Origin of the sequence: Paenibacillus puldeungensis (assembly GCF_042678945.1) — a bacterium.
Lineage (GTDB): Bacteria > Bacillota > Bacilli > Paenibacillales > Paenibacillaceae > Fontibacillus > Fontibacillus puldeungensis.
On the sequence record NZ_JBHTLM010000007.1, the window covers coordinates 35,899 to 56,947 of the forward strand.

Consider the following 21,049-nt stretch of genomic DNA (forward strand, 5'->3'; position numbering starts at 1 on the left):
TGTTAGAAAACCTTTATTCCATTAATATAGGAGGTAAATGTTGTTGAATTTGAGGTGCTAGGGCCATGGAGAACCATCATCATAACGAGAGCGGCTCTGCCGGTGCTGAAACTGGACAAGTTGTCTCCGATATGACGCTTAGAACATATCTGAATAGATTTACATACATAGAACCCGAGGTTTTTGTGAAAATAGCAAGGTCAATGACTGCATGCGTTGGCAAGCTTCATCAGCAGCAAATCCTTCATCTCGATTTACGGCCGGAGCGTATCGCCATACATCCCACTACACTACATGTTGATCTGAAGGACTCAGAGGTTGCCGTATACCGAACTGCCGATGGCTACATCAGGCCTGGTGAAAGCGGTGCTTCCGAAGCCAGCCTCCCCTATTGCTCTCCTGAAAATACCGGGCGAATGCAGCGACCCATAGATGAACGAAGCGACCTCTACTCGTTAGGGGTTATTTTCTATGAAATGCTGGCCGGTGTTCTGCCTTTTCAGTCCGACAACCCGCTGGAATGGATTTATATGCATTTGACGCAAACTCCTCCGCATCTGCGGGACCGAAGTCAACGCCTGCCGGACGGCTTGGAATCCATCGTCATGAAGCTTCTCGAAAAAAATCCCGATAATCGCTACCAAAATACCGGTTATCTTATTGCCGACCTGGACAAAATTGGACAATTTCAGCAGACATTATTTATAGAGCAGGGTTTCTACGGTCGGGAAAATGAGATTTCGATACTCTCGCAGGCCTTTTATTCCACATGTCTGGGTTCTACGGAAATCGTTTATGTATCAGGAGAAGCGGGGATTGGGAAGACGAGCTTGATTGAAGAGGTTTTTCGAAAACAACAGCTTACCCGAAATTTTTTCTATATCACCGGCAAATTCGAACAAATTTCCAGAGAAAGTCCCTATCATGCAATCATCCAGGCTTTTCGCGGGTTGATGCGGCATTTGCTGGGGCAGCGAAAAGACCAAATCGAGCTATGGAGACAGAAGCTGAAGATCGCTTTAGGTATAAATGCGAATGTCATTACAGAAATCATTCCTGAAGCTGGACTGATCCTGGGCGATACATCACCTGCAGAAAAGCTGCAGGCACCTGAAACACAAAAGCGCTTTTTTTATGTTTTTCGCAAATTTGTCCAGGTTCTCGCAACGAAAGAGCACCCTCTCGTCCTCGTCATCGACGATTTGCAGTGGGCGGATTTCTCATCGCTTCAGCTCATCCATGCGTTATTATGCGATCCAGAGTGCCAATATTTGATGTTTGTCTGCGCCTACCGGGATTCAGAGATGGACGGAAGCAAGCTGCCGGGCTACGCTCCGGACGGAAGGGGCATCGATCAAACCACCACCGTTCGCCAGATCTATCTCTACCCGCTCAGCCTTGCACAAATGAATCAAATTGTGATGGAGACGTTAAATAGTTCTGCCGAGGATACTCTACCCCTGACAGAACTGCTGTACCATCAATCCAAAGGTAACCCGTTTCATTTCAAACAGATTTGGCTTCGTCTACAGGATGATCACATTCTTCGATACAACGAAAAGCTCCGTTGCTGGAAGTGGGATTTGGGACGGATCATTGAGCAGATTCCTAGCTATGCCATTGATGATTTGATCGAGCATAAGCTAAGTCGCCTACCTGCTGCATCGCAAGAGCTGCTTCATGTAGCGGCCTGCGTAGGAAGCAGCTTCGAGCCTCATTTAATTGCCTGTGTAATGGACCGCCCCGCTGCCGAAATGTCCGCCGAATGGTCTTATATCGAAGCGGAGGGCCTGTTACTATCTTCTGAAACAGATAAGTTTCATTTTGCCCACGACAATATTCAGAAGCTGGCTTATAGCCGGATCGATGATATTTCAAAACAGGACATTCACATACGTATTGGCAGATGCCTGCTTGAACGGAACGCCCCGGATGGAGACATGTCGTTTGATATCGTTAACCATTTGAATCGGGGCTCGCAAAAAATTGCAGACGACCACGAGCTGATGCGGCTGATTAAGCTAAATCTCGAAGCAGGCAATCGCGCGAAGGCCTCCTCTGCTTACGATGTGGCGCTCGGATTTTTTAATAAGGCTATAGAGCTGCTTGACGTGAAAGCTTGGAACGGGGAGTTTGAACTCACTTTTGAATTGCACGCTCAAAAAGCGGAATGCGAATATTTATGCGGTAATTACGAAGCATCCAACCGGGAAATCGAAGTTTTGCTCGCCCATGCCCGCAGTTCGATAGAACGCAGCCGTGTGCAAATGACCCAGATCATGCAATATGTCAATCAAGGAAAATATTTGGAGAGTACCGCGCTTGGTCTTGAATGCTTACGAGAGCACGAAATATACATATCACCCAACCCGGAAGGTTCCATGCTGGAAATGGAAGAGAAGCGTATCGATATGCTGCTTCAGGACCAGTTTGACAAACTGACTCATTTGGAGGAAATGACCGATCCGGATCAGATAGCCGCGATGAATCTCATATATGCGATTATTGCGTCTACTTTTTTCTCTGATAAAAAGGTCTTCTTTCTGTTAATATGCAGAGCCATCGAGCTTTCTTTAAAGCATGGAAACACGCCTGCCTCCGCAGCAATTTATTCATCTTTCGGGATGCTGCTGGGCATCTCATACGGAAAATACGATAAAGGCACTGAGCTAGCGAAGATCGCTATCGAGCTTTCGGAGCGATACAATGTTACGTCGATCAAAAGCCTTACCTATATGATGTTCGGCGGGGTACTATGCCAATTTGCCGGAGATGCCCGGGAAGGCGACGATGATTTGGTGAAGGCGCTTCGGTTCGGCTTGGATTCGGGGGATTACGTATATGCCAGCTATGCGATGGGAGCGCATGTGAATTCTTTATATACGCGAGCCTCCTTAAGTGATTTGGCCAAAACGATTGCTGAATACCTGACCGTATTGGCCACCACGAAGGATGAATTCGTAAGGCAAAACTTCTTTCTTTATCAGGGATGGATTAAAGCCCTACAGGGCGGGACGTCTGCACCGGACTCCTTTAGCGACGCTGAATTTAATGAAGAAGAGTTTTTGAACCGTGTTAGCCAAGATGATACAGCAGCAACCAGTTTGTTTCAATATTGCACTTACAAAACCCAACTCTGCTATTTACTCGGTCGATTTGAGGAATCGGCACGTTGGGCCGAACAGGCTAAGGGTTATGAGAATTATGCCACCCATCTCCCGCATCTGCCAGAGTGTCTGTTTTATGAATCGCTCGCCGTTTTAGCCGTATATGAACCACTGCAGGATATTTCAGATAAATTGTACGTCAACCTGCGGCGCTTCAAAACATGGGCACAGCTTAGCCCTGCCAATTTCTTGCCCAGACGCTATCTCCTTGAAGCCGAATTCTCACGTGCCATCGGAGATGAAGAAGCAGCGGAAGAAATGTACGACAAAGCCCTTCGCAAAGCGAGAGAATATGACGATATACATACCAAATGTATCGCCAGTGAGCTGGCTGCCAAATATTATGCTGCGCGTAAGCAGAGAAAAACGGCGCTATTTTATCTGCATCAAACCATAGACGGCTATAATGAGTGGGAGCTAAAGCTGAAGACAACTGAGTTAGAGGAACTGCAAAGGGAGTGGCAAACTGAGGAAGAAATCGTTCTGATACCTAAAAGCGAGCCAATTGAAGCGGGTTTAAGTCAGGCAGCACCGGGGAAGGAGACCACCGGTTACGAGCATCAGCCTGCTTTTATTCGTAATGAAGACCAGTCCGTTATTTTAAAAATGACCCAGGCAATAGCGGGCCAGCCCGATACGGACGCCGCCATGGCGGAGATGATGAACATGGTGATGAAATACGCAGGGGCCAGCAAAGGCGCTCTGCTAGTGGGCAGCGACGACGCCCCGATCATCCAGATATACGCAGATCCACAGATTCCGGCGATATCATCACCTTTAGCAATGAACGACCAGACCATGGGGCAATTACCCGAAGGAATTATCCGGTACGTTTTCCGAACCCAGGAGGAAATTTACTATACCAGCGAGGAAGACAGCTGGCTGATTCATAACCCTTATTTTGCGATGCACCACCCGCAATCGGCATTGTGTATCCCTGTAAAGGTGAATAGCACCATGCTGGGTGTCCTCTATCTTGAGAATAGGCACACCAACGGGGTTTTCACCCCCGATCGTATGTCCGTGCTTCAGTCGATGGCATCGCTCGGGATCATGATGTGCGTTCTGCAAAGTGAGCAAAGCCCATCCTTGGCGGAACCAGAGCTCGGCGAAGAAACACAGTCTGAACCGGATGGTATGGAGGAGAACCTCACTGAACGAGAGTTCGAGGTTCTGGCCTTACTCGCGGCGGGATTGTCCAACAAGGAAATCGCCGACCGGTTAATTATTGCCATCGGCACCGTTAAAGTTCACGTCAAAAACATTTTCGCCAAGCTCAAAGTGAACCGCCGAACCAAAGCGATCGCCCAGGCGAAAGAGCTGAAGCTGCTGAAGCGGCGGGTGTAGGGATTTTGTTGTATTGTCAATAGAGTGATATCAAAAGGTTCGAAACAAAAAGCAAGCGAAACATTCCGACTTGGAACGATTCGCTTGCTTTATTTATAGAAACGTTAAAATTTGCCCCTATTTTCCCTTCTCTCGAAATTCCTGCGGCGTGCAGCCGACCGTTTTCTTAAAGAATCGAAAAAAGTAATGCTGGTCGCTGAAACCAAGCCTTGTCGAAATCTCATGCATTTTCAATGCTGTGCTCAACAGCAACTGCTTACTTAGCTCCAGCTTCTTCTCCGCAATATAATCAGAAAGGCTCTTTCCCGTCGCCTTTTTATACCAGCGCGATAGATAGGAGGGATTAAGCGATACTTCCTGGGCAATCCGGGTCAGGGACAGGTCATCGGCTAAATGAAGTGTGATATATTGGTGGATCATGGACAGGATGCAGGATTCATCATGCTTGAAGGTGGCTCTGCGGTTGTCGACAATCCATTCAAAAAAAGAATGGAAGAAAGAGATAACGACAGGCCAGGATGTGTTGACATCAAAATGGAGCATTCGCGACAAGTCCTGTTCGTTTAAAGCCTGCTCAGTCAAGCCCAGTTCCTGCACAACATCCAGTAAAATGTTGCTGATCCCCGACAGCATCCTCCATCTTACAAAAGGGTCTTCCGGGCCATTTTCTCCGGCCAGATCCACCCACTTGTGGAACGAAGCAGTCCAGTCCGTATTTCCTTCCAGCAGCCGCTGCTTGAAATATTCGAGCAGTAATCCCGTAGACGCAAGCCGGATCTGCATTAGACCTTGCAACGGCTCCGGTTCAATCGTATTGACTTTTAACAGCTTTTCCATCCCGAGCCCCAGACTGTCGTAGGCAGACAGCCGCAAGCGGTTGAGGGTATAGTTCAGCTCATGCCAGTCTACAATATGGCTGCTGACAATGATGGATGTGGACAGCCCCAGACAAGTACCGCAGGCCTGCTGGATGGATTCCATCGTACCATGCACGAAGCGGTGTGTCTTCAGCCATTTGTCTTCACCGGGTACTGCTGACAAGCTGTCGAACTTGGGCTGAACGAAGCAGGCAATCGTTACGGGATCGAGATCGAATGCTTTGATTTCGGCCTTGTCACCAAGCAGCTCCTCCGAAATGTTGGCCACAGCATAACGGATCAATGTACGGTCTGAAGGGGTTTCGTAATTGCCCCAGGCTTCAATCCTGATAATTAAGGGCAATATCCGCTGTGAAGCCTGAAACGGCAATTGAATGGTATCGAATTCCTCCTGCAAAGCCCGGTAATCTATCTTCTCCGTACGTCTCAGAATGTCATGCAGCAGCAACTGCTGCAATTGGGGCAACGTACGGGGCAGCTTGTCGCGAAACCATTGCGTCTGGTAATTATATTCCTCCTCCGAAGAAATCTGCTCCAGTGCCATGGCTACAGAGGAACGGATTTTGTCCATTCCTTCGGTTTTTAACAAATAGTCGATGACGCAAGGATTTCTGATGGCCTGGTGGGCATAGTCAAATTCGTTATAACCCGTCAGCAAAATGACCTTGCAGCGTGGCCACCGGTCAACGATTTCCCGAATCAGCTCCATTCCATCCATTCCGGGCATGCAAATATCACTGAGCACAATATCGATCCTGAACGTGTTCAACCATTCTATCGCATGATCCGCCGAATGCACTTTTATAATTTCCAAATCGGCAAATTCAGCCTTTTGAAAAAATTCGTACAGCCCGTCCAAAATGACCGGTTCATCATCAACGATCATCATTCGCCGCATCGTCTGCTCCCCCCTTTCTCGGAATGTTGACTTTTACGCATAATCCGCCTAATGCGCTCCGTTCAACCTGCAGTCCGTAAGAAGGGCCAAACTTGATTCGCAGTCTTTGATTTACATTTAGCAATCCGGTTATCTCTCCTCTAGTAATTTCCTGCTGGGATAGCTGCTGCTGCAAACGGTACAGATCTTCTTCGGTCAATACATCGCCGTTATCTTCAATATGGATCGTAAGCATGTCATTCGTTTTTTCATATTTCATTCTAAGCAGGCCGCCGCTGGCCTTCTGCTGCAGACCGTGCTCGAACACATTTTCGAGTATTGGCTGCAGCAGCACCCGGGGAACAATAATGCTGCTGCAATCCTGGTCCATTTCATCAACCTCGGCCTGAATACGCGGCCCAAAACGGATTCTCTGAATGGCCAGGTAGACCAGCGCGTGGTCAAGTTCTTGCTTGAGCGTCACCTCTTGGGCAAAGTCTCGTGTCATGTATCGGAAATATTGCCCCAGATAGTCGGAGAACTCTTTAATCAGCTCCACATTTTCCACTTCTGCCATCTGCTTGATGCTGAACAGGCTGTTGTACAAAAAGTGAGGGGTGATCTGGGATTGTAGGTGCTTTAATTCCGCTTCCCCGGTGCGGATGCGCTGTACATAATTTTCTTCAATTAATGTGTGCAGACGCCGAAGCATGTCATTAAACCGCGCATACAAATATCCAAACTCATCCTTGCGGGAATGGGTGATATGCAGCCCTGTCTGTCCCTGCTCCGCCTTCTCAAACCCCCTAATCAGTATCGATATTGGACGGTGAATCGCTCTGAACGACCATACCGAGAACAATACAATAGTAATAAGCGACAGCAGCGTCAACAGCCACAGCAGACTCGTAAACACGCGGATCGGCTTCAGCAATACCGAATTGGGAATACTGGCGGTCAGCCTGAAATGATTGTTATGGTCATACAGTGAATAATGGAAAGAATCATCCTGACTGTAGCGCTGCACGCTGACTGTCTTTTCTTCAGATGGCCTTTCCGGGTTTGGAGATAGTTTGGGTGCAGGCCGTGATGTAGAAAGTACATATTCGTTATTGCTTCCGAACTCCAAGGTGATATTACTTCCCCCAGTCACGGCGTATTCCTTCAGCCGCAGCTCGAGCTCAGGTGTGGACAGCTTGATGCCCAGCAAAAAATTGGGCGGCACCTGGTTGTCCAGATTAAACGGACTTCGGCGCAGCACATACAACTCGTTCTGATACACTGAGACAGGACCGCCCAGATTGCCCATAGTGTCGGAGAGGCTCTGCCAATCCTCCTGAGTAACATCCCTGACGCCATCCTGAACACTGACTCTTTTATTGATCACGGGCAGAAAATAAACCACATCGGCGATGTAAGGACTGGTCTCCCTGATTTGCTTGAGTTTGGTGAAAATATTGTTCAGATTATTGTCCACCTCATATTGGTTCATAATCGGCAGCCGAGCGCTGAAGGAGGCTAATGTATCATCAATAGAATATTCCGCAACCAAACGCGTGATTCTTTGAAGCTCAAATTCAAGATGACTGTAGTAAAAGCGCAGCTTCGATTCATTCGCCCTTTCTACTTCCGCCCGCATTTGATTGGAACTGTAAAAAGTAATGGATATTCCAATAATATATAGCGGCAGCACAACCAGCAAAAAGGTAACCAGCAGCTTGTGAACGATGGAGTGGCGGTTCCAACGGAATACACTTGATTTCATTGAACAATATCCTTTGCAGTAAAGTGTGGAACATTTGCTCTCATAAACTTCAAAGAAGGAACCGTCACCGGCTCCCTCCCTGTCATAGTAACACTTTAACCTTTTACGCTGCCCACGACCATCCCATGCACAAAATATCTTTGTAAAAACGGGTAAATGGCCATAATTGGCAGAATGGATAGAAAGATTTGCGCAGCTTGCGTTGTTCGGTCCGAGACCTGGTTCAGCAAGGCCGCTTCTTCAAGCGTAACATTCTGCATCGAAGCCGTTACCTGTTGAAGAATCGACTGCAGATAAGTGGCCAATGGATAATGCTCCGGACTCCGCATAAAGATCATTCCGTCAAACCAGGCATTCCAGTGGCCAACCAATGCGAATAGCGTTACAGTTGCAATGCTGGGCAAGGAAACCGGAAGATATACGCTCCACAAAGTCCGCAGATGGCCGGCACCATCCATCCAGGCGGCTTCCTCCATTTCTTTCGGCAGCACTCTGAAAAAATTCAGCATCAGCAGCACATTGAAGATCGGCACCGCTCCGGGAAGAATAAGCGCCCAGACACTGTCCAGCAGATTCATCTCCTTGACAACCAAATAGCCGGGAATCAAGCCGCCGCTGAACAACATGGTGAACACAAAAATCCATGCATAAACTGTCCGCGAGCGGAACACCGCCGCTTCTTTCGACAACGGATAGGCAACCAGAACAGTAAATATCAAGTTAACGGACACGCCCAGTACCACTCTAAGAAGGCTGGTTCCGAAGGAACGTATGAACTGGGTATCCTCCAACATGTATTTATAAGAAGACAGTGTGAAGTCAACCGGCCAAAAAGTGACCTGTCCGGCGCTGACAGCCTCGCCTGAGCTGAAGGAAATCGCCAGTACATTGACTATTGGAAAAAGGCAAAGGACGGCAAGAAAAGAAAGAAAAACATAATTGAACCGGAGAAACCAGCGATATGGCTTGGATGTAAATTGCATAGGTTGTACTCCTTTCCCTAAAATATCCGATATTTAGCGAACCGGTAAGCCAAGAAATAGCCCAGTCCAATAAACACAAACGAAACGACGGATTTAATTAAGCCAAGGGCCGTGGACACCGAATACTGTGCTTCCTGCAAACCTATCCGGTATATCATCGTATCCAGAATGTCTCCTGAATCGTAAACGAGCGGATTATAGAGATTGAACACTTGATCAAAGCCCCCGTTCAGGACATTGCCCAAGCTGAGCGTCAGCATTAGAATCATAATTGGACGGATGCCAGGCAGCGTAATATGCCATGTCTGCTTCCATCTGCCGGCGCCGTCAATAATGGATGCTTCGTACAACGAGGTGTCAATACTGGTTAGGGCAGCTAAATAAATGATTGTTCCAAAACCGAATTCCTTCCATTGATCTGTAATGACCAAAATATATGGAAACCAGCTATTGTCGGCTAAAAACTGAATCGGCTGCAAGCCCATGGCCTTGAGCAGCATATTGACGATCCCGGAGCTGGGAGAAAGCACGTCAACAACAATGCCGCCAAGAATAACCCATGAGAAAAAGTGCGGCATATATATAATAGTCTGTATTGTACGCTTGAAACCGTTAACGCGGACTTCATTAAGCAGCAAGGCAGTGATTACCGGCACCGTCAATCCGGCTACGATTTTCATAACAGAAATAAATACGGTGTTCCATACAACCTTGCCGAAACCTGGCAACTCGAACAAGTAATGAAAATTGTCCAAACCGTTCCATGTCATATTTTTAAAGCCTGCTATCGGGGAAAAATCCTGAAACGCAATGACGAGTCCCGCCATCGGTACATAGCTGAAGATGATGATGACAATGAGTGCCGGCAATATCATGGCATGCAGCGGGATGTTACGGACAAACTTTTTGGTATTAAAGCGCATCGCTGTCTCCTCCTTATGTTGTAAATTATAGAACACCCCAAAGGGACGCTGACAGTGGAGCCTGTTGACTTTTGGTATCTTTTGTTGACCTATCCGCCGAGACCATTCAAGCCGCAATGAGATGTATCGGCAGACAAATAACGGGACGGCCGCATCGCCATTCTCATGACTATGGGCTGTCCCGTTATTCGTAGCCTAAAGACTTGATTAGTTGCCTTTTACCACATCATTCACTTCTTTAGTAATTTGATCCCCGCCAAGCTTTTTCCAGTCCTCTACAAATTTATCAAAGGCATCAATCGTTACGTTGCCATAGATAATTTTCATAAATGTTTCTGTGCGGAGCTTATCCAGGGTTGCCTGCTTGCTGTTCATCGTTTTGGTTGGTGCGTATATGAACTCGTTCATGACGATCAGGTCATTATCACGATAGTGCTTGATTACCCCCTGCGAGCTGAGCGGTCCAAAGATCCGTTCCATATTCCATTTGTCGAGATTGCCGCTTCGGTAATCCATGATATCCTTGTAGAACAATTTGGCCTCCAGCCCCATTTTGGAAGTATCCTTTGTTTTCAACGCCTGCTCCACTTCGTCCTGAGCCTTCACGTTTTTGTTCGGAGGCAGGTTGGAGACGGTTGCGTTTTGGAACCCGAGACCCGTCTCACCGTTCAGATAGCTGGCCCGTTCCTTGGTCGCTGACTCGCCGAACATTTTCTCAGCCTGAAAGTTAAGCAATTTGATTAAAGCCTCGGGATGCTCATACCCTTTGCGGATTGCGAATACACCGCCGATTCCCAGATGATTCTGTGTTTTGGCCGGCTGATTGTCAATGGATTGCACCGGATAAGGAACCCAGTTCACAGTTTTATCCTTCTTGATCATATTCATGACCTGGAAAGGGGCCCATTGCGGCAGGAACATGATCCCGGCTTTACCGGCGTTGACATCCTCCATAGCTTTGGCGAAATCCTTAACACCGAACTCAGGATCAAGGACGCCTTCCTTGTACAGGTGCTGCAGCTCGGCCAAGCCGGCCTTCACCTCAGGCTGGACCGTGCCGTTAACAATTTCACCCTTGTCATTTTTGATCCAGGTTTCCAGGTAAGCATGGTATCCGAGAAGGAAGGCGTTGATCGGCAGATCCTTGTTCATAAAGATACCGTAAGTGTCGTTTTTCCCATTGCCATCGGGATCTTTAAAGGTAAAATCCTCGGCAATCTTGATAATATCCTGCATCGACTTTGGCTCTGCCAGGCCGAGCTTGTCGAGCCAGTCCTTACGAATCCACACCATATCCGAGGAGTCAAGCGAACCGCCGAAGCTGGTCAGCGCATACAGCTTGCCATCTTTCGTAACTGGCTTTAGACCCGCACCGTCTTCTTCCTTGTAATACCCTTTGACCAGATCGGAAGCATATTTGTCAAAGTACGGGGTTAAATCCTCAAGCATACCCGCCTGATGCAGCTGCTCGAACTGCACCATATTGACCTTCAGAAGGTCGGGCAGGTCTCCACTCGCCATCGTAACATTCATTTTTTCATCATAATTGGCACCGGGGACGATCCAGTCGTAGGATACCTTGATGCCAAGCTCCTTCTCATAACCTCTAGTCCAGATATTGTTGGCAAATGTATCGCCTTTGGCCAGCGTCTCTTTGCCTGTCTCCGCCATCGTGGAACGAAGCTTGATCGGCGGGTCGTATTTGGTCAACGGACCTTCCTGTGTTTGCGCCGCATTTCCCGGTTTGGCAGACGTATTATTTTTGCCGCTGTTAGCACTGTTTCCACCGGAGCATGCGCTGAGAATCAGCGATAATACAATCGCTGTGGCCAGCACCGGCAACGCTTTATGCTTTTTTTTCATCTGATGAACCTCCCTTGTTATTTACAAAACCATTGTACAAAGAAAGCGTTAACACATTCGAGTGTTATCATTTTACTTTCTGTATCTTTTCTTTACTTATTGCTGATACATTTTAAATAAATATATAATTAACAAGGTCGAAGGCCTTCACTTCTAAAACGGGGCGGTATACTGTTAATCTGAAGAATAACATCGATACTAAATGCAATTAGTTAGTTTACGGGAAGCAGTAAGTTTTACGGAACACAGTAAGTCCTGCGGATTCAGTGAGTTTTACGATCGCACATAGCCCCGGCCCATTTGTCGTATTTCGTACCTTTAATCTTAAAAAAACGGAACTGCCCTTCCGCTAAGCTATAGCTTATGGGGCAGTTCCGTCGTTTGCATATATTCACCGTTACGCTTTCAAATTGAGCACAAGTACATTTACCGAATTGGCAGGCAAATTCAGGACGATGGCGTTGTTGCTCATAGATACCTCACGCTCTTGCGGTACAACGCGTTCATCGTTCTTCTTATTCACATTAGGTAGATGCACGAGCGAGGCATCGCCGGTTAAGGTGACCAGCTTCGCAGCTGTCTCTACTTGCAAGTCATGGAAGTTCAGTTGCGTCGTTTTGTCCACATTGTCAGCGTTAACGAGCTTCACATATACATGCTCTGCGCCCTTCGTGACCGAGTTGAAAATCTCTCTGTTGTAGGCCTCCAGCTTGTAATCCAAAATTTTGCTCATCGTCAGGCCATCCGTATAGGAACAGATCAGCCGGTCACCGGTACCGCCGCCGTAATTCAGCGTAATGGTGTAATCCGTGTGATCGGCAATCTTTTCAAAATTGGCTGCTCTCAAGTTGCCTGCTGCAGTGCTGGAAGAGTAGTCTCCCAAGGTGTAGGCTTCCACGCCCTGCTTGTACACCTTGACGCCCGTAGCGTTGCCGCCATAGCCGATGGCATATTCGATAACATCTTTGGTTGCAGGAACGATATCCGTTAGTCCCGCTCCCACGTAGAAGCCGTCTACACCGGCAAGCCTAGAAGCCACAACCTCCACTTTGTAATCGGTCCATTCGTCATTCAGGAGGTATAATCCATTTAGCCCGCCGGACTGGGCCTTAAGCACAAGCCCCTCTCCTGCCCGGACATCATAACCCACAGAACCGGGAATGACTTGCCATGCCGGGTTCAGCTGCTGCGTGAAATCCTGGTCCAAAAGCACGCTGCCATCCTTGTTGGAAATTACGGTCGCCCGCTTCACCACTACCTCGGCGTTGCCCGTCGCGATTTCGATTCCGCCGTGGGGAACAAGCTCGGCCGGCTTGCCGTTTCTGTACGTTGAAAACGAGGTTTTCAGCACCTTGTTGCCCACATGTTTAGCAAAAAGCTGCTGTACATAGTAGTTTGGCGTAAACCATACGGTTTCGTCGTCGAACCAAATGCAGTCCGGGGTCCATCTGTACGTTCCATCCGTCAGCACTTTATTGAAAAGCGGCGCGTAAGCCGCCAGTCGTACAACATCGGCGTTGTTCTCAAACCCGGTCATAACGGCCGCCTCTGCGACCGCACCGGCCAGCGTATTTTTATCCGTGGAAGCATATTCTCCCACAAATACCTTTGAGGTTTCTTTCCAGTTCACGCTTCCATCCGAATTTTCCGCCCGGTAGTAGTAATTGTAACGGTCCACATTGTTCAGTAAATACTCATTGGAGCGGTAGTAGTGCTCATCGGCGATGGTATCCATATAATTATGCTGTTTTTCGTACCAGGTGACGGTTTCTTCAATGACCTCATGCCCGTCGGCGAAAGCTACCTTGGCCGATCCCTGCAAATTGCCGCTTAGAAATTTCCAGCCCTGTTGATAGGCATCGTCATCCGCTTGAGCGCCGACGGTAGATATAATGTGCAGCTCATAACCCGGATAGTTTTGCGCCATATATTCGTCAATGGAGGTTTTGAAAACTTCAAAGTTAGCAAAGAACTCGGTGCCCCAGTTTTCGTTGCCCACGCCTAGATAACGCAGACCAAACGGCGCCTCATGGCCCATTTTTTTGCGCATGGCAGCCCATTCGTTCCCCGCAAAATCCGTGCTGATCGCAAAGTCGATTAAATCCGTAAAGTTCTTGATGTAATACTCTCTCAATTTGCCGCCGGCCGGATGGGCATAGTCTGAGCGGGCCTGGCAGAGTACGCCGCAAGCCATAACCGGAAGCGGAGTCGCGTTCAGGTCCTCGGCCAATTGGAAATATTCCATGTAGCCCAGACCCATCGTCATCATGTAGCCCCAGACATTATAGTTTTCCTTGCGAAGCTCGATGTCGCCCACGGAGTCCTTCCAGTCATATACATTCTCCCAAATGAAGGAGCCTTCGGAGATGCAGCCGCCCGGAAAACGCAAAAATTTCGGATGCATCTCCACAAGCGCGTTGACCAGATCTTTTCTTAACCGGTAGTTCGGGTTGCCCGAATAATTGGCATGTGCCGAAGCCGACTGTGCTTCTTCCTTCGCCCCCCAAACATCCTGCGGCATCAAGGAAACCATGTCAATGCAAATTTCACCGGCAAAAGTGAGCGCCAGCTGGCCCAGAACCGTGGCCGATCCCGTTAGTACCAGCTTCGGATCCACTCCGTACTTCTTCCATGTGCCGCCGCCTTCCACCTGCACGACTACCACGCTGCTTACGGCCTCACCGTCTGGCGCCTGCAATTGCACCGTAATAACGCCCGGCTCCTCGGCTTTAGCCCATATGGTGAAATCATATTTGGCACCTGTCTTGATCGCCATCGCACAGTGCTGATTGGAATCGGCAATACCTCTATTTCGAATCGTCGCCCCGTCTTCCACCTCCACATAATACGAATTGACGTCTTTGTCGCTGCACTTAAAAATTTCGTTAAGACCGCCGCTGTTTTGCGGGATCATCCGATCTACATCTCCGGACCAGGCGAATAATGGGTCCCGGTTTCGACCCGTGGAGCAGCCGCACTCTCCTGAAGCAAGCGAATAAGTGTCAAATGCGAAGGACTCAAATGAGCGGTTCTGCACCATTTCCGCGTAAATCCCGCCATCGGCTGCATTGTTGATATCCTCATAGAACAAGCCGTACAGCACTTCGCTTACGTCCAATACCTCCTTGTTCCCATACACATTCAGGGTGTACGGCGGGATCTTAGGGGGGACGACAGAAACTTCAAAGCTTTTCTGTACAGAGCAGGTTCCTTTGCTCAAAATAGCGGTTAGCGCAATCGCCTGCGCAGCGTCAATAGATTGTATCCGTCCCTCATCCGAGAGGACCTCCGGGTAGCTGGATTCCCAGGCCACTTTGACGGTTCCGCCCAGCAGAGCCGAAGGCAAAGAAAGGTCGTGAGCAACAACCCTTGTTGATAAAAACAGGTATTTGTCGACTGCAATCCTTACGATCTCTTCATCCGTCAATGAATCGCACATCACTTCGATCACTTGATCTGCGGATAACCCCGCTTTATATATTCTAAAATCCGAAATGGAACCGGCAAAATCGTCATCAGCCGCATACTGAGAACGACCGATAAAGTTGCTGCTGTAATTGGATGAATCGGTTAACGTGTCAAACCAACGACGAAGCTGGGCATAGCTGCCGCTGGAGGTCTGGCTGATGGAGCCGTCGGCGACCACTTCACCGTTCAAGTATACAACCGGACCTGCACTGCTTAACTTTCCGCCTTCTGTTCCGATGATGGACAGGGCAATATGCATCCACTCACCGGTGGCAAAGCCCCGTCCCGGATCGACGACCAGGTCCCCACCTGCAGACAGAGTTCCGCGCAATTGGCGGGTCAGGAACATCGCCGGTCCCGTCTCCCCATTGCCAAAATCAAAAATTCGCTCCCATACGCTTGTCCCCTTGCCGAAGTTCACCCAAGCGGTAACCGTTATTCCGGTGCTGTCGTTCACGCCGGCAAGTAGATCGGATGGCAACTGGATAAAAGATGAACCATTACGGCCCCCCGCAAAGGTAACAGCCGGTCTGCCGCTAACCAAAGAGACCTCAGGCGGCAGGCTACCAGCGCCCACCCCGTGGTTATTTTGACCTGAACTGTCTTTACCGATATTCTCTGGGTTATCAAACTTGTAATGGGCAATGATTTGCTCACGAAAAGTAGTCATATGCATTCTCCTATACGTAAATTCGAATGGTGAAGAACCCTGTAGCGACTCATACCATTAAAAAGTAGCACAACAATTGTTTTATGTAAATCTAAATATATTCAAATATATATAAAATTAAACGAGATAGTGAATGAAACTGTCACTTTGCTATAACAATAGTTAGCACACAGTTTTCGCGGCAGGAAAGCAAATAGCAGTCTTATACAACAAACTGCCTCTTGACTTCAAGTTAACTTTATACTCTACAATAAAATATAATAAACGCCTACACAGAGAGGAAGCTATGTATCGTGAGATATCGGAACCTTGGCAAATGGGGATTAAAAGTGAGTGAAATTGCTCTGGGAAGCTGGATGACCGATGTTCAGAGTGCGGAAGCGGTGGAAACCGCTAAGGCGAGCGTCAGACGCGCTTATGACCTTGGTGTTAATTTTTTTGACTGCGCCGATGCTTACAGCGGTGGACAGGCGGAGGTTTTTCTCGGCAAAATATTAAAGGAATTCGATCGAAGCTCGTTTGTCGTTTCCAGCAAAGTGTTTTTCCCAACCGGTAATGGCGCCAACGACAGGGGTCTTTCCCGAAAGCACATGATCGAGCAAATCGACAAGTCCCTTAAAAATCTGCAAGTGGACTATCTGGATATGTATTTTTGTCACAGATATGATGAGAGCACGCCTTTGGAAGAAACCCTGCAAACGCTGAGTGATTTGGTCGCTCAAGGCAAGGTGTTATATTACGGCGTCAGTGAATGGTCGCCAGTACAGCTCACGGAAGCGCTCTATCTCATCAAGGAAATGGGCCTTCGCCCGATGTCGGTCATTCAGCCGCAGTACAATATGATGGACAGATATATTGAGGATGAGATTATCGGAATATGCCAAAAGCATGGCTTAGGAATTGTTCCTTTCAGCCCGCTGGCACAAGGGCTCCTTACGGGGAAATATCGCAAAGGGCGTGCGATTCCCGAAGGATCACGAGCGACGCACCAAGCCGACAAGCAAATTAACAACCTCCTTACCGACGAGAATTTGAATAAGGTGGAAGAGTTGAACGAAATTGCGGAGAGCCTCAATACGAACCTTTCCGTCTTGGCACTGGCCTGGGCGCTACGAAACCCTCAAATCAGCAGCCTGATCACCGGCGCGTCCAGACCGGAGCAAATTGAAAACAACGTCGCTGCAAGCGGCCTTGAACTGCCGGAAGAGGTACTGGAGAAGATAGAACGTATTCTCGACTATAAACCGTTTGTTCGTAGAATAGGATAATGAAAAAAGGGCCTCCTGTCAGACTTTATCTGACAGGGGGCCCTTTAAGTGATAGGTCATATATAGCTCACTACAATCTGCTATTTGTTAAGATTTTTAAGCAACGCTATTGACCTATCCTAGTTGAGGAAGTCCATGAACTGCATAACGGAAAGCAACTGGTACAGGAACTGAGCAGCTTCCGCTCGTGTGGTCGAGCCCTGAGGTGGCTTTGCCTTGGTAACCTTGAAGAGCTCCAGAACGTGTCAGAGACATGATCACGTCTATGGCATAAGGGCTGCTTTTCTTGAAATCGCTAAAGGTGGGCAGCGACTGGAAGCTTCCTTGAACCATCAATCCTTTCGAGACTGCAATGCCCGGTAAATAACACATACTCATAATAAGAACCTGTATGAGTTCAAAAATTAAATAAAATAGTATAAAATTAGGAGAATATCTTAAATATACAATGAATTTAATCATAGTAGATAAGGTGGGAAAAAATGAAAATAATAGTTAAATACAGTTTGATTATTCTATTATTATGTGTCTCGTTAAGTTCTTTGCAGAAGATACAAGCAGATGGCTCAGAGATTCATGTTGTGCTAGACGGCATGGAGATTCAATTTGATGTCCCCCCTGTCCAGGTGAACGGATACACCTATATTCCTTTACGTTCAATACTGCAGACATTGGGGGCAAGTATACAATTTGATCCGCAAACCAATATTATCGTAATTCAGCATCAATCAAATGACATCATTTATGATGTAAACAGTAGTAAGGTTATTATTGATCATGAAACTTATTCCCTGACCCCCAAACCGATTGTTCGGGGAAACCGTACACTCGTCCCTCTACGATTCTTTAGCACCGCCTTTGGATATAGAACGGATTGGGATACAGAAAGCCGCACAGTCACTCTTAACACGGTTCTTCCAACGCAGCATGCCGATTCTTCCGAAGGATCTAAACCTGTAGTTCTTCTACCTCACACTTCCCAACAGCTCTCCCCAGAAAAGTTATCAGGCAATTTATTCGATGTTGATCTTGGACTCAGCATTGAGATCAGAAATTACGCAGTCGTTAATAACAAGTTATATACCTACCTGTATATTAGTAACTCAAGCAAAGACCATTCCTTATTCGTGTCCTTTGATCCAAGCAATAAGAAGGTGATATGGCAGCATAATGAAAAAAAGCCGGAAATGGTCCCATTTATTTCAGAGGATTGTACAACTGTAACCCCCATAACCACCATTGATTCTACTAGTGGACATGTATATACTCTTCCTAAATTTAGTCAGGACCAAGTATGTTTGAGACAGAATGCCGAAAAACTCCAACAACAAATACAGGGGCGCGAGAAATATCAATTTACTGAACTTGGGAGCGACCATGCTGTTTACCAAACCTACATCCAATTGGAAGATGGGTCTGTTCAAGATTTTGAGTTTCCTCCGCAAATGGGATATATTTTCTTTATCTTGGCACCTACTGACGGCAATTCTTCTATGGAAATATCAGGTAAATACAAAGCTTCAAAAGATAACTCATCTGCATTACCTTTTCACTTAACATATATGACTGATAAGCCAGTCGATTTTGGAAAATACAACTTAATTTATACTCTGTTACCTTCAGAATAATTGGATACGTTCCCGAAACAACCGGAGTGGACAGTCCTAATCAAAAATGGGATAGTCGCTTACCACATAAGTCGTCAAAATGAAAACCCACTGGTCCTTGAGACGTTTAGGAAGGCATTTGAAAAGTATAAAGACGTGACTGGATTGATCGTTCATAGCGATCAAGGACCAGTACAAGTCTCATGCTTATCATGACATGTTGCCACAGGTTGGCGCCAAATCAGCATGTCACGTTAGCACAACGTAATTTAAACAAGCTGACTCCGGTTGAATACCGAAGCCAGCTTGTTACCTAGGGCTTTTTCTAATGTCCACTAAATGGGGGCTTGACCGTTACTCTAACAAGAAGCTTTTTAACATGGTCCTTCATTACCGATCCGCTTCAATAAGAATACGGCTCTTTCGGCACGCTCCACTTTGAGCCTCCGGGATGCGGGCAGTCCTTCTCGGCTAGCTTTCCGCGGACCGCGACAAGGCAGCCGCAGTACATGCACGTCGTCTCGTACTCCAGCGATGAGCATGCCTGGCACGCAGTAAGCCGGGCTTCGTACGTGTTATCGTTGACAAAGACAAAGCCCTTACCCTCCATCGCGGCGAGCAGTCGGTCGATTTGTCCGCTCGTTACCCGGACGTCCGCCGAGCAGCCCTTGCAGCCATCATTCGTGCCCATGGCGCTAGAAGCGGAGCGTCAGCACCGTGACGGATATTGGCGGCAGCGTTGCGGACAGCCCTTCCGCGCTAATCTCCGTCACACCGTCAAACGGCTGCGGCGCTACCGTATCCGGCTGCTCGAACGTGTTGTGCGCGTTCATATCCGCATGGGTCAGCACTCGGCCGCTCACCTCCGATGTGCCCGTCAGACCGCGGAGCCGCAGCGCGATTAGCGCCTCGGAGTTCGGATCGACATTGCACAGGCTGATGTCGATCGTCCCATCGGCCCGCTTCGATGCCGATGCGCTCACCTGTGGAATCGCTTCGCCGCCCACGCTGTAATCACCGGTCTCGAGGTGAAGCGCAAGCGCTTCTGCGTCCTGGTGCACCTTAAACATTTCAAAAACATGATACGTTGGCGTCAACAGCATCTTCGCGCCTTCCGTCAGGATCATCGCCTGAAGCACGTTGACCGTCTGGGCGATGTTCGCCATGTGAACCCGATCGCAGTGCCGGTGGAATATGTGAAAATGCAGCCCCGCCACCAATGCGTCCCGGAGCGAGTTCTGCTGGTACAGGAAGCCCGGATTCGTGCCCGGCTCCACCTGGAACCAGGTACCCCACTCATCTACAATCAGACCGACCCGCTTCTTCGGGTCATACTGGTCCATGATCGCCGAGTGGCGCGTAATCAATTCGTCCATGTAAAGCGACATCTGCATCGTCTCGAACCACTCCGCTTCGTCGAAGCCGATGGCCGGACGTTTTACTTCAAAGCCTCCAGGCACTGTGTAATTGTGCAGGCTGAAGCCGTCCATGAGATGGCCCGCCTCCCGCATAACCGTCTCGGTCCAGCGATAATCGTTGGCGTTCGGGCCGCACGCAATTTTATATACCCGGTTCTCACCGTAATTCCGCACGTAAGTCTGGTACCGACGGTACTCATCAACGTAATATTCCGGGCGCATATTGCCGCCGCAGCCCCAGCTCTCGTTGCCGACTCCGAAATACTTCAGCTTCCACGGCTTCTCGCGACCGTTCTCCTTGCGCCAATTTGCCATTGGAGACTCGCCGTCGAAGGTCATATATTCAACCCACTCCTGCATCTCCTGGACCGAACCACTGCCGACGTTGCCGCAGATATACGGCTCTGTCCCAAGCAGTTCACACAGGTCAAAGAACTCGTGCGTGCCGAAGTGGTTGTTCTCCACGACGCCACCCCAGTGTGTGTTCACCATGCGCTTGCGCTGCTCCTTCGGACCAACGCCGTCTTTCCAGTGGTATTCGTCGGCGAAACAGCCGCCCGGCCACCGAAGCACCGGAATACTAAGGTTGCGCAGCGCTTCCAGCACATCGTTACGGATGCCCCGCGTATTTGGGATGGCCGAGTCCTCCCCTACCCAGATGCCTTCATAAATGCAGCGGCCAAGATGCTCGGCAAAATGTCCGTAAATATGACGGCTGATCGTGCCGGATGTTATATCGGTATTGATGGTAATCGTCGTATTCATTACAAGTCTCCCTTCTTTTAAATTACATCTTGCTCTTCTCTCTATAAACA

General features: G+C 48.3%; 12 protein-coding genes. 3 read left to right on the forward strand and 9 right to left on the reverse strand.

Going from position 1 to position 21,049, the window contains the following annotated elements; genetic code table 11:
- The first annotated feature begins 65 nt into the window (after positions 1-65).
- Positions 66-4,514: a helix-turn-helix transcriptional regulator gene (locus ACFQ3W_RS11505; RefSeq protein WP_379319376.1), complete on the forward strand. Its 4,449-nt coding sequence runs from the start codon at positions 66-68 to the stop codon at positions 4,512-4,514.
- 117 nt (positions 4,515-4,631) lie between these two features.
- Here the strand turns inward: ACFQ3W_RS11505 and ACFQ3W_RS11510 are convergent, their stop codons facing one another.
- The 6 genes from ACFQ3W_RS11510 to ACFQ3W_RS11535 form a co-directional block, all read right to left on the reverse strand.
- On the reverse strand, positions 4,632-6,290 hold the full coding sequence (locus ACFQ3W_RS11510; RefSeq protein ID WP_379319377.1) for a response regulator transcription factor: 1,659 nt from the start codon (positions 6,288-6,290) through the stop codon (positions 4,632-4,634).
- The gene (locus ACFQ3W_RS11515) at positions 6,268-8,034 is read right to left on the reverse strand and encodes a sensor histidine kinase (RefSeq protein ID WP_379319378.1); all 1,767 of its coding nucleotides are present in this window, start codon (positions 8,032-8,034) and stop codon (positions 6,268-6,270) included. Before ACFQ3W_RS11515 ends, ACFQ3W_RS11510 begins: the two co-directional genes overlap by 23 nt.
- Positions 8,035-8,129: 95 nt before the next feature.
- Positions 8,130-9,017 (reverse strand): carbohydrate ABC transporter permease, encoded by an 888-nt coding sequence (locus tag ACFQ3W_RS11520; protein WP_379319379.1) that lies wholly within the window; start codon positions 9,015-9,017, stop codon positions 8,130-8,132.
- Positions 9,018-9,034: 17 nt separating this feature from the next.
- A complete protein-coding gene (locus ACFQ3W_RS11525) occupies positions 9,035-9,940 on the reverse strand; it encodes an ABC transporter permease (RefSeq protein WP_379319380.1) in 906 nt (301 codons plus the stop codon).
- Positions 9,941-10,147: 207 nt separating this feature from the next.
- Positions 10,148-11,803: an extracellular solute-binding protein gene (locus ACFQ3W_RS11530; protein WP_379319381.1), complete on the reverse strand. Its 1,656-nt coding sequence runs from the start codon at positions 11,801-11,803 to the stop codon at positions 10,148-10,150.
- A gap of 397 nt (positions 11,804-12,200) precedes the next feature.
- Positions 12,201-15,941, reverse strand: coding sequence for an alpha-L-arabinofuranosidase C-terminal domain-containing protein (locus ACFQ3W_RS11535; RefSeq protein WP_379319382.1), 3,741 nt, complete (start codon positions 15,939-15,941; stop codon positions 12,201-12,203).
- 293 nt (positions 15,942-16,234) lie between these two features.
- Here ACFQ3W_RS11535 and ACFQ3W_RS11540 point away from each other — a divergent pair, with 293 nt between their 5' ends.
- Positions 16,235-17,209, forward strand: a complete 975-nt coding sequence (locus ACFQ3W_RS11540; RefSeq protein ID WP_379319383.1) for an aldo/keto reductase family protein — start codon at positions 16,235-16,237, stop codon at positions 17,207-17,209.
- 114 nt (positions 17,210-17,323) lie between these two features.
- Here the strand turns inward: ACFQ3W_RS11540 and ACFQ3W_RS11545 are convergent, their stop codons facing one another.
- Positions 17,324-17,587 carry a hypothetical protein gene (locus tag ACFQ3W_RS11545; RefSeq protein WP_379319384.1) on the reverse strand — a complete coding sequence of 88 codons (264 nt, stop codon included), beginning with the start codon at positions 17,585-17,587 and terminating at the stop codon, positions 17,324-17,326.
- 104 nt (positions 17,588-17,691) lie between these two features.
- On the opposite strand from ACFQ3W_RS11545, the gene ACFQ3W_RS11550 reads away from it, so the two are divergent.
- Entirely contained in the window at positions 17,692-18,837 is a 1,146-nt protein-coding gene (locus ACFQ3W_RS11550; protein WP_379319385.1) for a copper amine oxidase N-terminal domain-containing protein, read from the forward strand.
- A 382-nt stretch (positions 18,838-19,219) separates the two neighbouring features.
- Here the strand turns inward: ACFQ3W_RS11550 and ACFQ3W_RS11555 are convergent, their stop codons facing one another.
- Together ACFQ3W_RS11555 and ACFQ3W_RS11560 are read right to left on the reverse strand one after the other, a co-directional pair.
- A complete protein-coding gene (locus tag ACFQ3W_RS11555) occupies positions 19,220-19,507 on the reverse strand; it encodes a DUF6171 family protein (RefSeq protein WP_379319386.1) in 288 nt (95 codons plus the stop codon).
- A gap of 4 nt (positions 19,508-19,511) precedes the next feature.
- Positions 19,512-20,999 carry an alpha-N-arabinofuranosidase gene (locus ACFQ3W_RS11560; protein WP_379319387.1) on the reverse strand — a complete coding sequence of 496 codons (1,488 nt, stop codon included), beginning with the start codon at positions 20,997-20,999 and terminating at the stop codon, positions 19,512-19,514.
- Positions 21,000-21,049 lie beyond the last annotated feature (50 nt).

Coding starts and splice junctions, on each gene's coding strand:
- ACFQ3W_RS11560 (WP_379319387.1), bottom strand. CDS start 20,999: ATGAATACGACGATTACCATCAATACCGATATAACATCCGGCACGATC.
- ACFQ3W_RS11510 (WP_379319377.1), bottom strand. CDS start 6,290: ATGCGGCGAATGATGATCGTTGATGATGAACCGGTCATTTTGGACGGG.
- ACFQ3W_RS11525 (WP_379319380.1), bottom strand. CDS start 9,940: ATGCGCTTTAATACCAAAAAGTTTGTCCGTAACATCCCGCTGCATGCC.
- ACFQ3W_RS11530 (WP_379319381.1), bottom strand. CDS start 11,803: ATGAAAAAAAAGCATAAAGCGTTGCCGGTGCTGGCCACAGCGATTGTA.
- ACFQ3W_RS11545 (WP_379319384.1), bottom strand. CDS start 17,587: ATGAGTATGTGTTATTTACCGGGCATTGCAGTCTCGAAAGGATTGATG.
- ACFQ3W_RS11505 (WP_379319376.1), top strand. CDS start 66: ATGGAGAACCATCATCATAACGAGAGCGGCTCTGCCGGTGCTGAAACT.
- ACFQ3W_RS11515 (WP_379319378.1), bottom strand. CDS start 8,034: ATGAAATCAAGTGTATTCCGTTGGAACCGCCACTCCATCGTTCACAAG.
- ACFQ3W_RS11520 (WP_379319379.1), bottom strand. CDS start 9,017: ATGCAATTTACATCCAAGCCATATCGCTGGTTTCTCCGGTTCAATTAT.
- ACFQ3W_RS11550 (WP_379319385.1), top strand. CDS start 17,692: ATGAAAATAATAGTTAAATACAGTTTGATTATTCTATTATTATGTGTC.
- ACFQ3W_RS11535 (WP_379319382.1), bottom strand. CDS start 15,941: ATGACTACTTTTCGTGAGCAAATCATTGCCCATTACAAGTTTGATAAC.
- ACFQ3W_RS11555 (WP_379319386.1), bottom strand. CDS start 19,507: ATGGGCACGAATGATGGCTGCAAGGGCTGCTCGGCGGACGTCCGGGTA.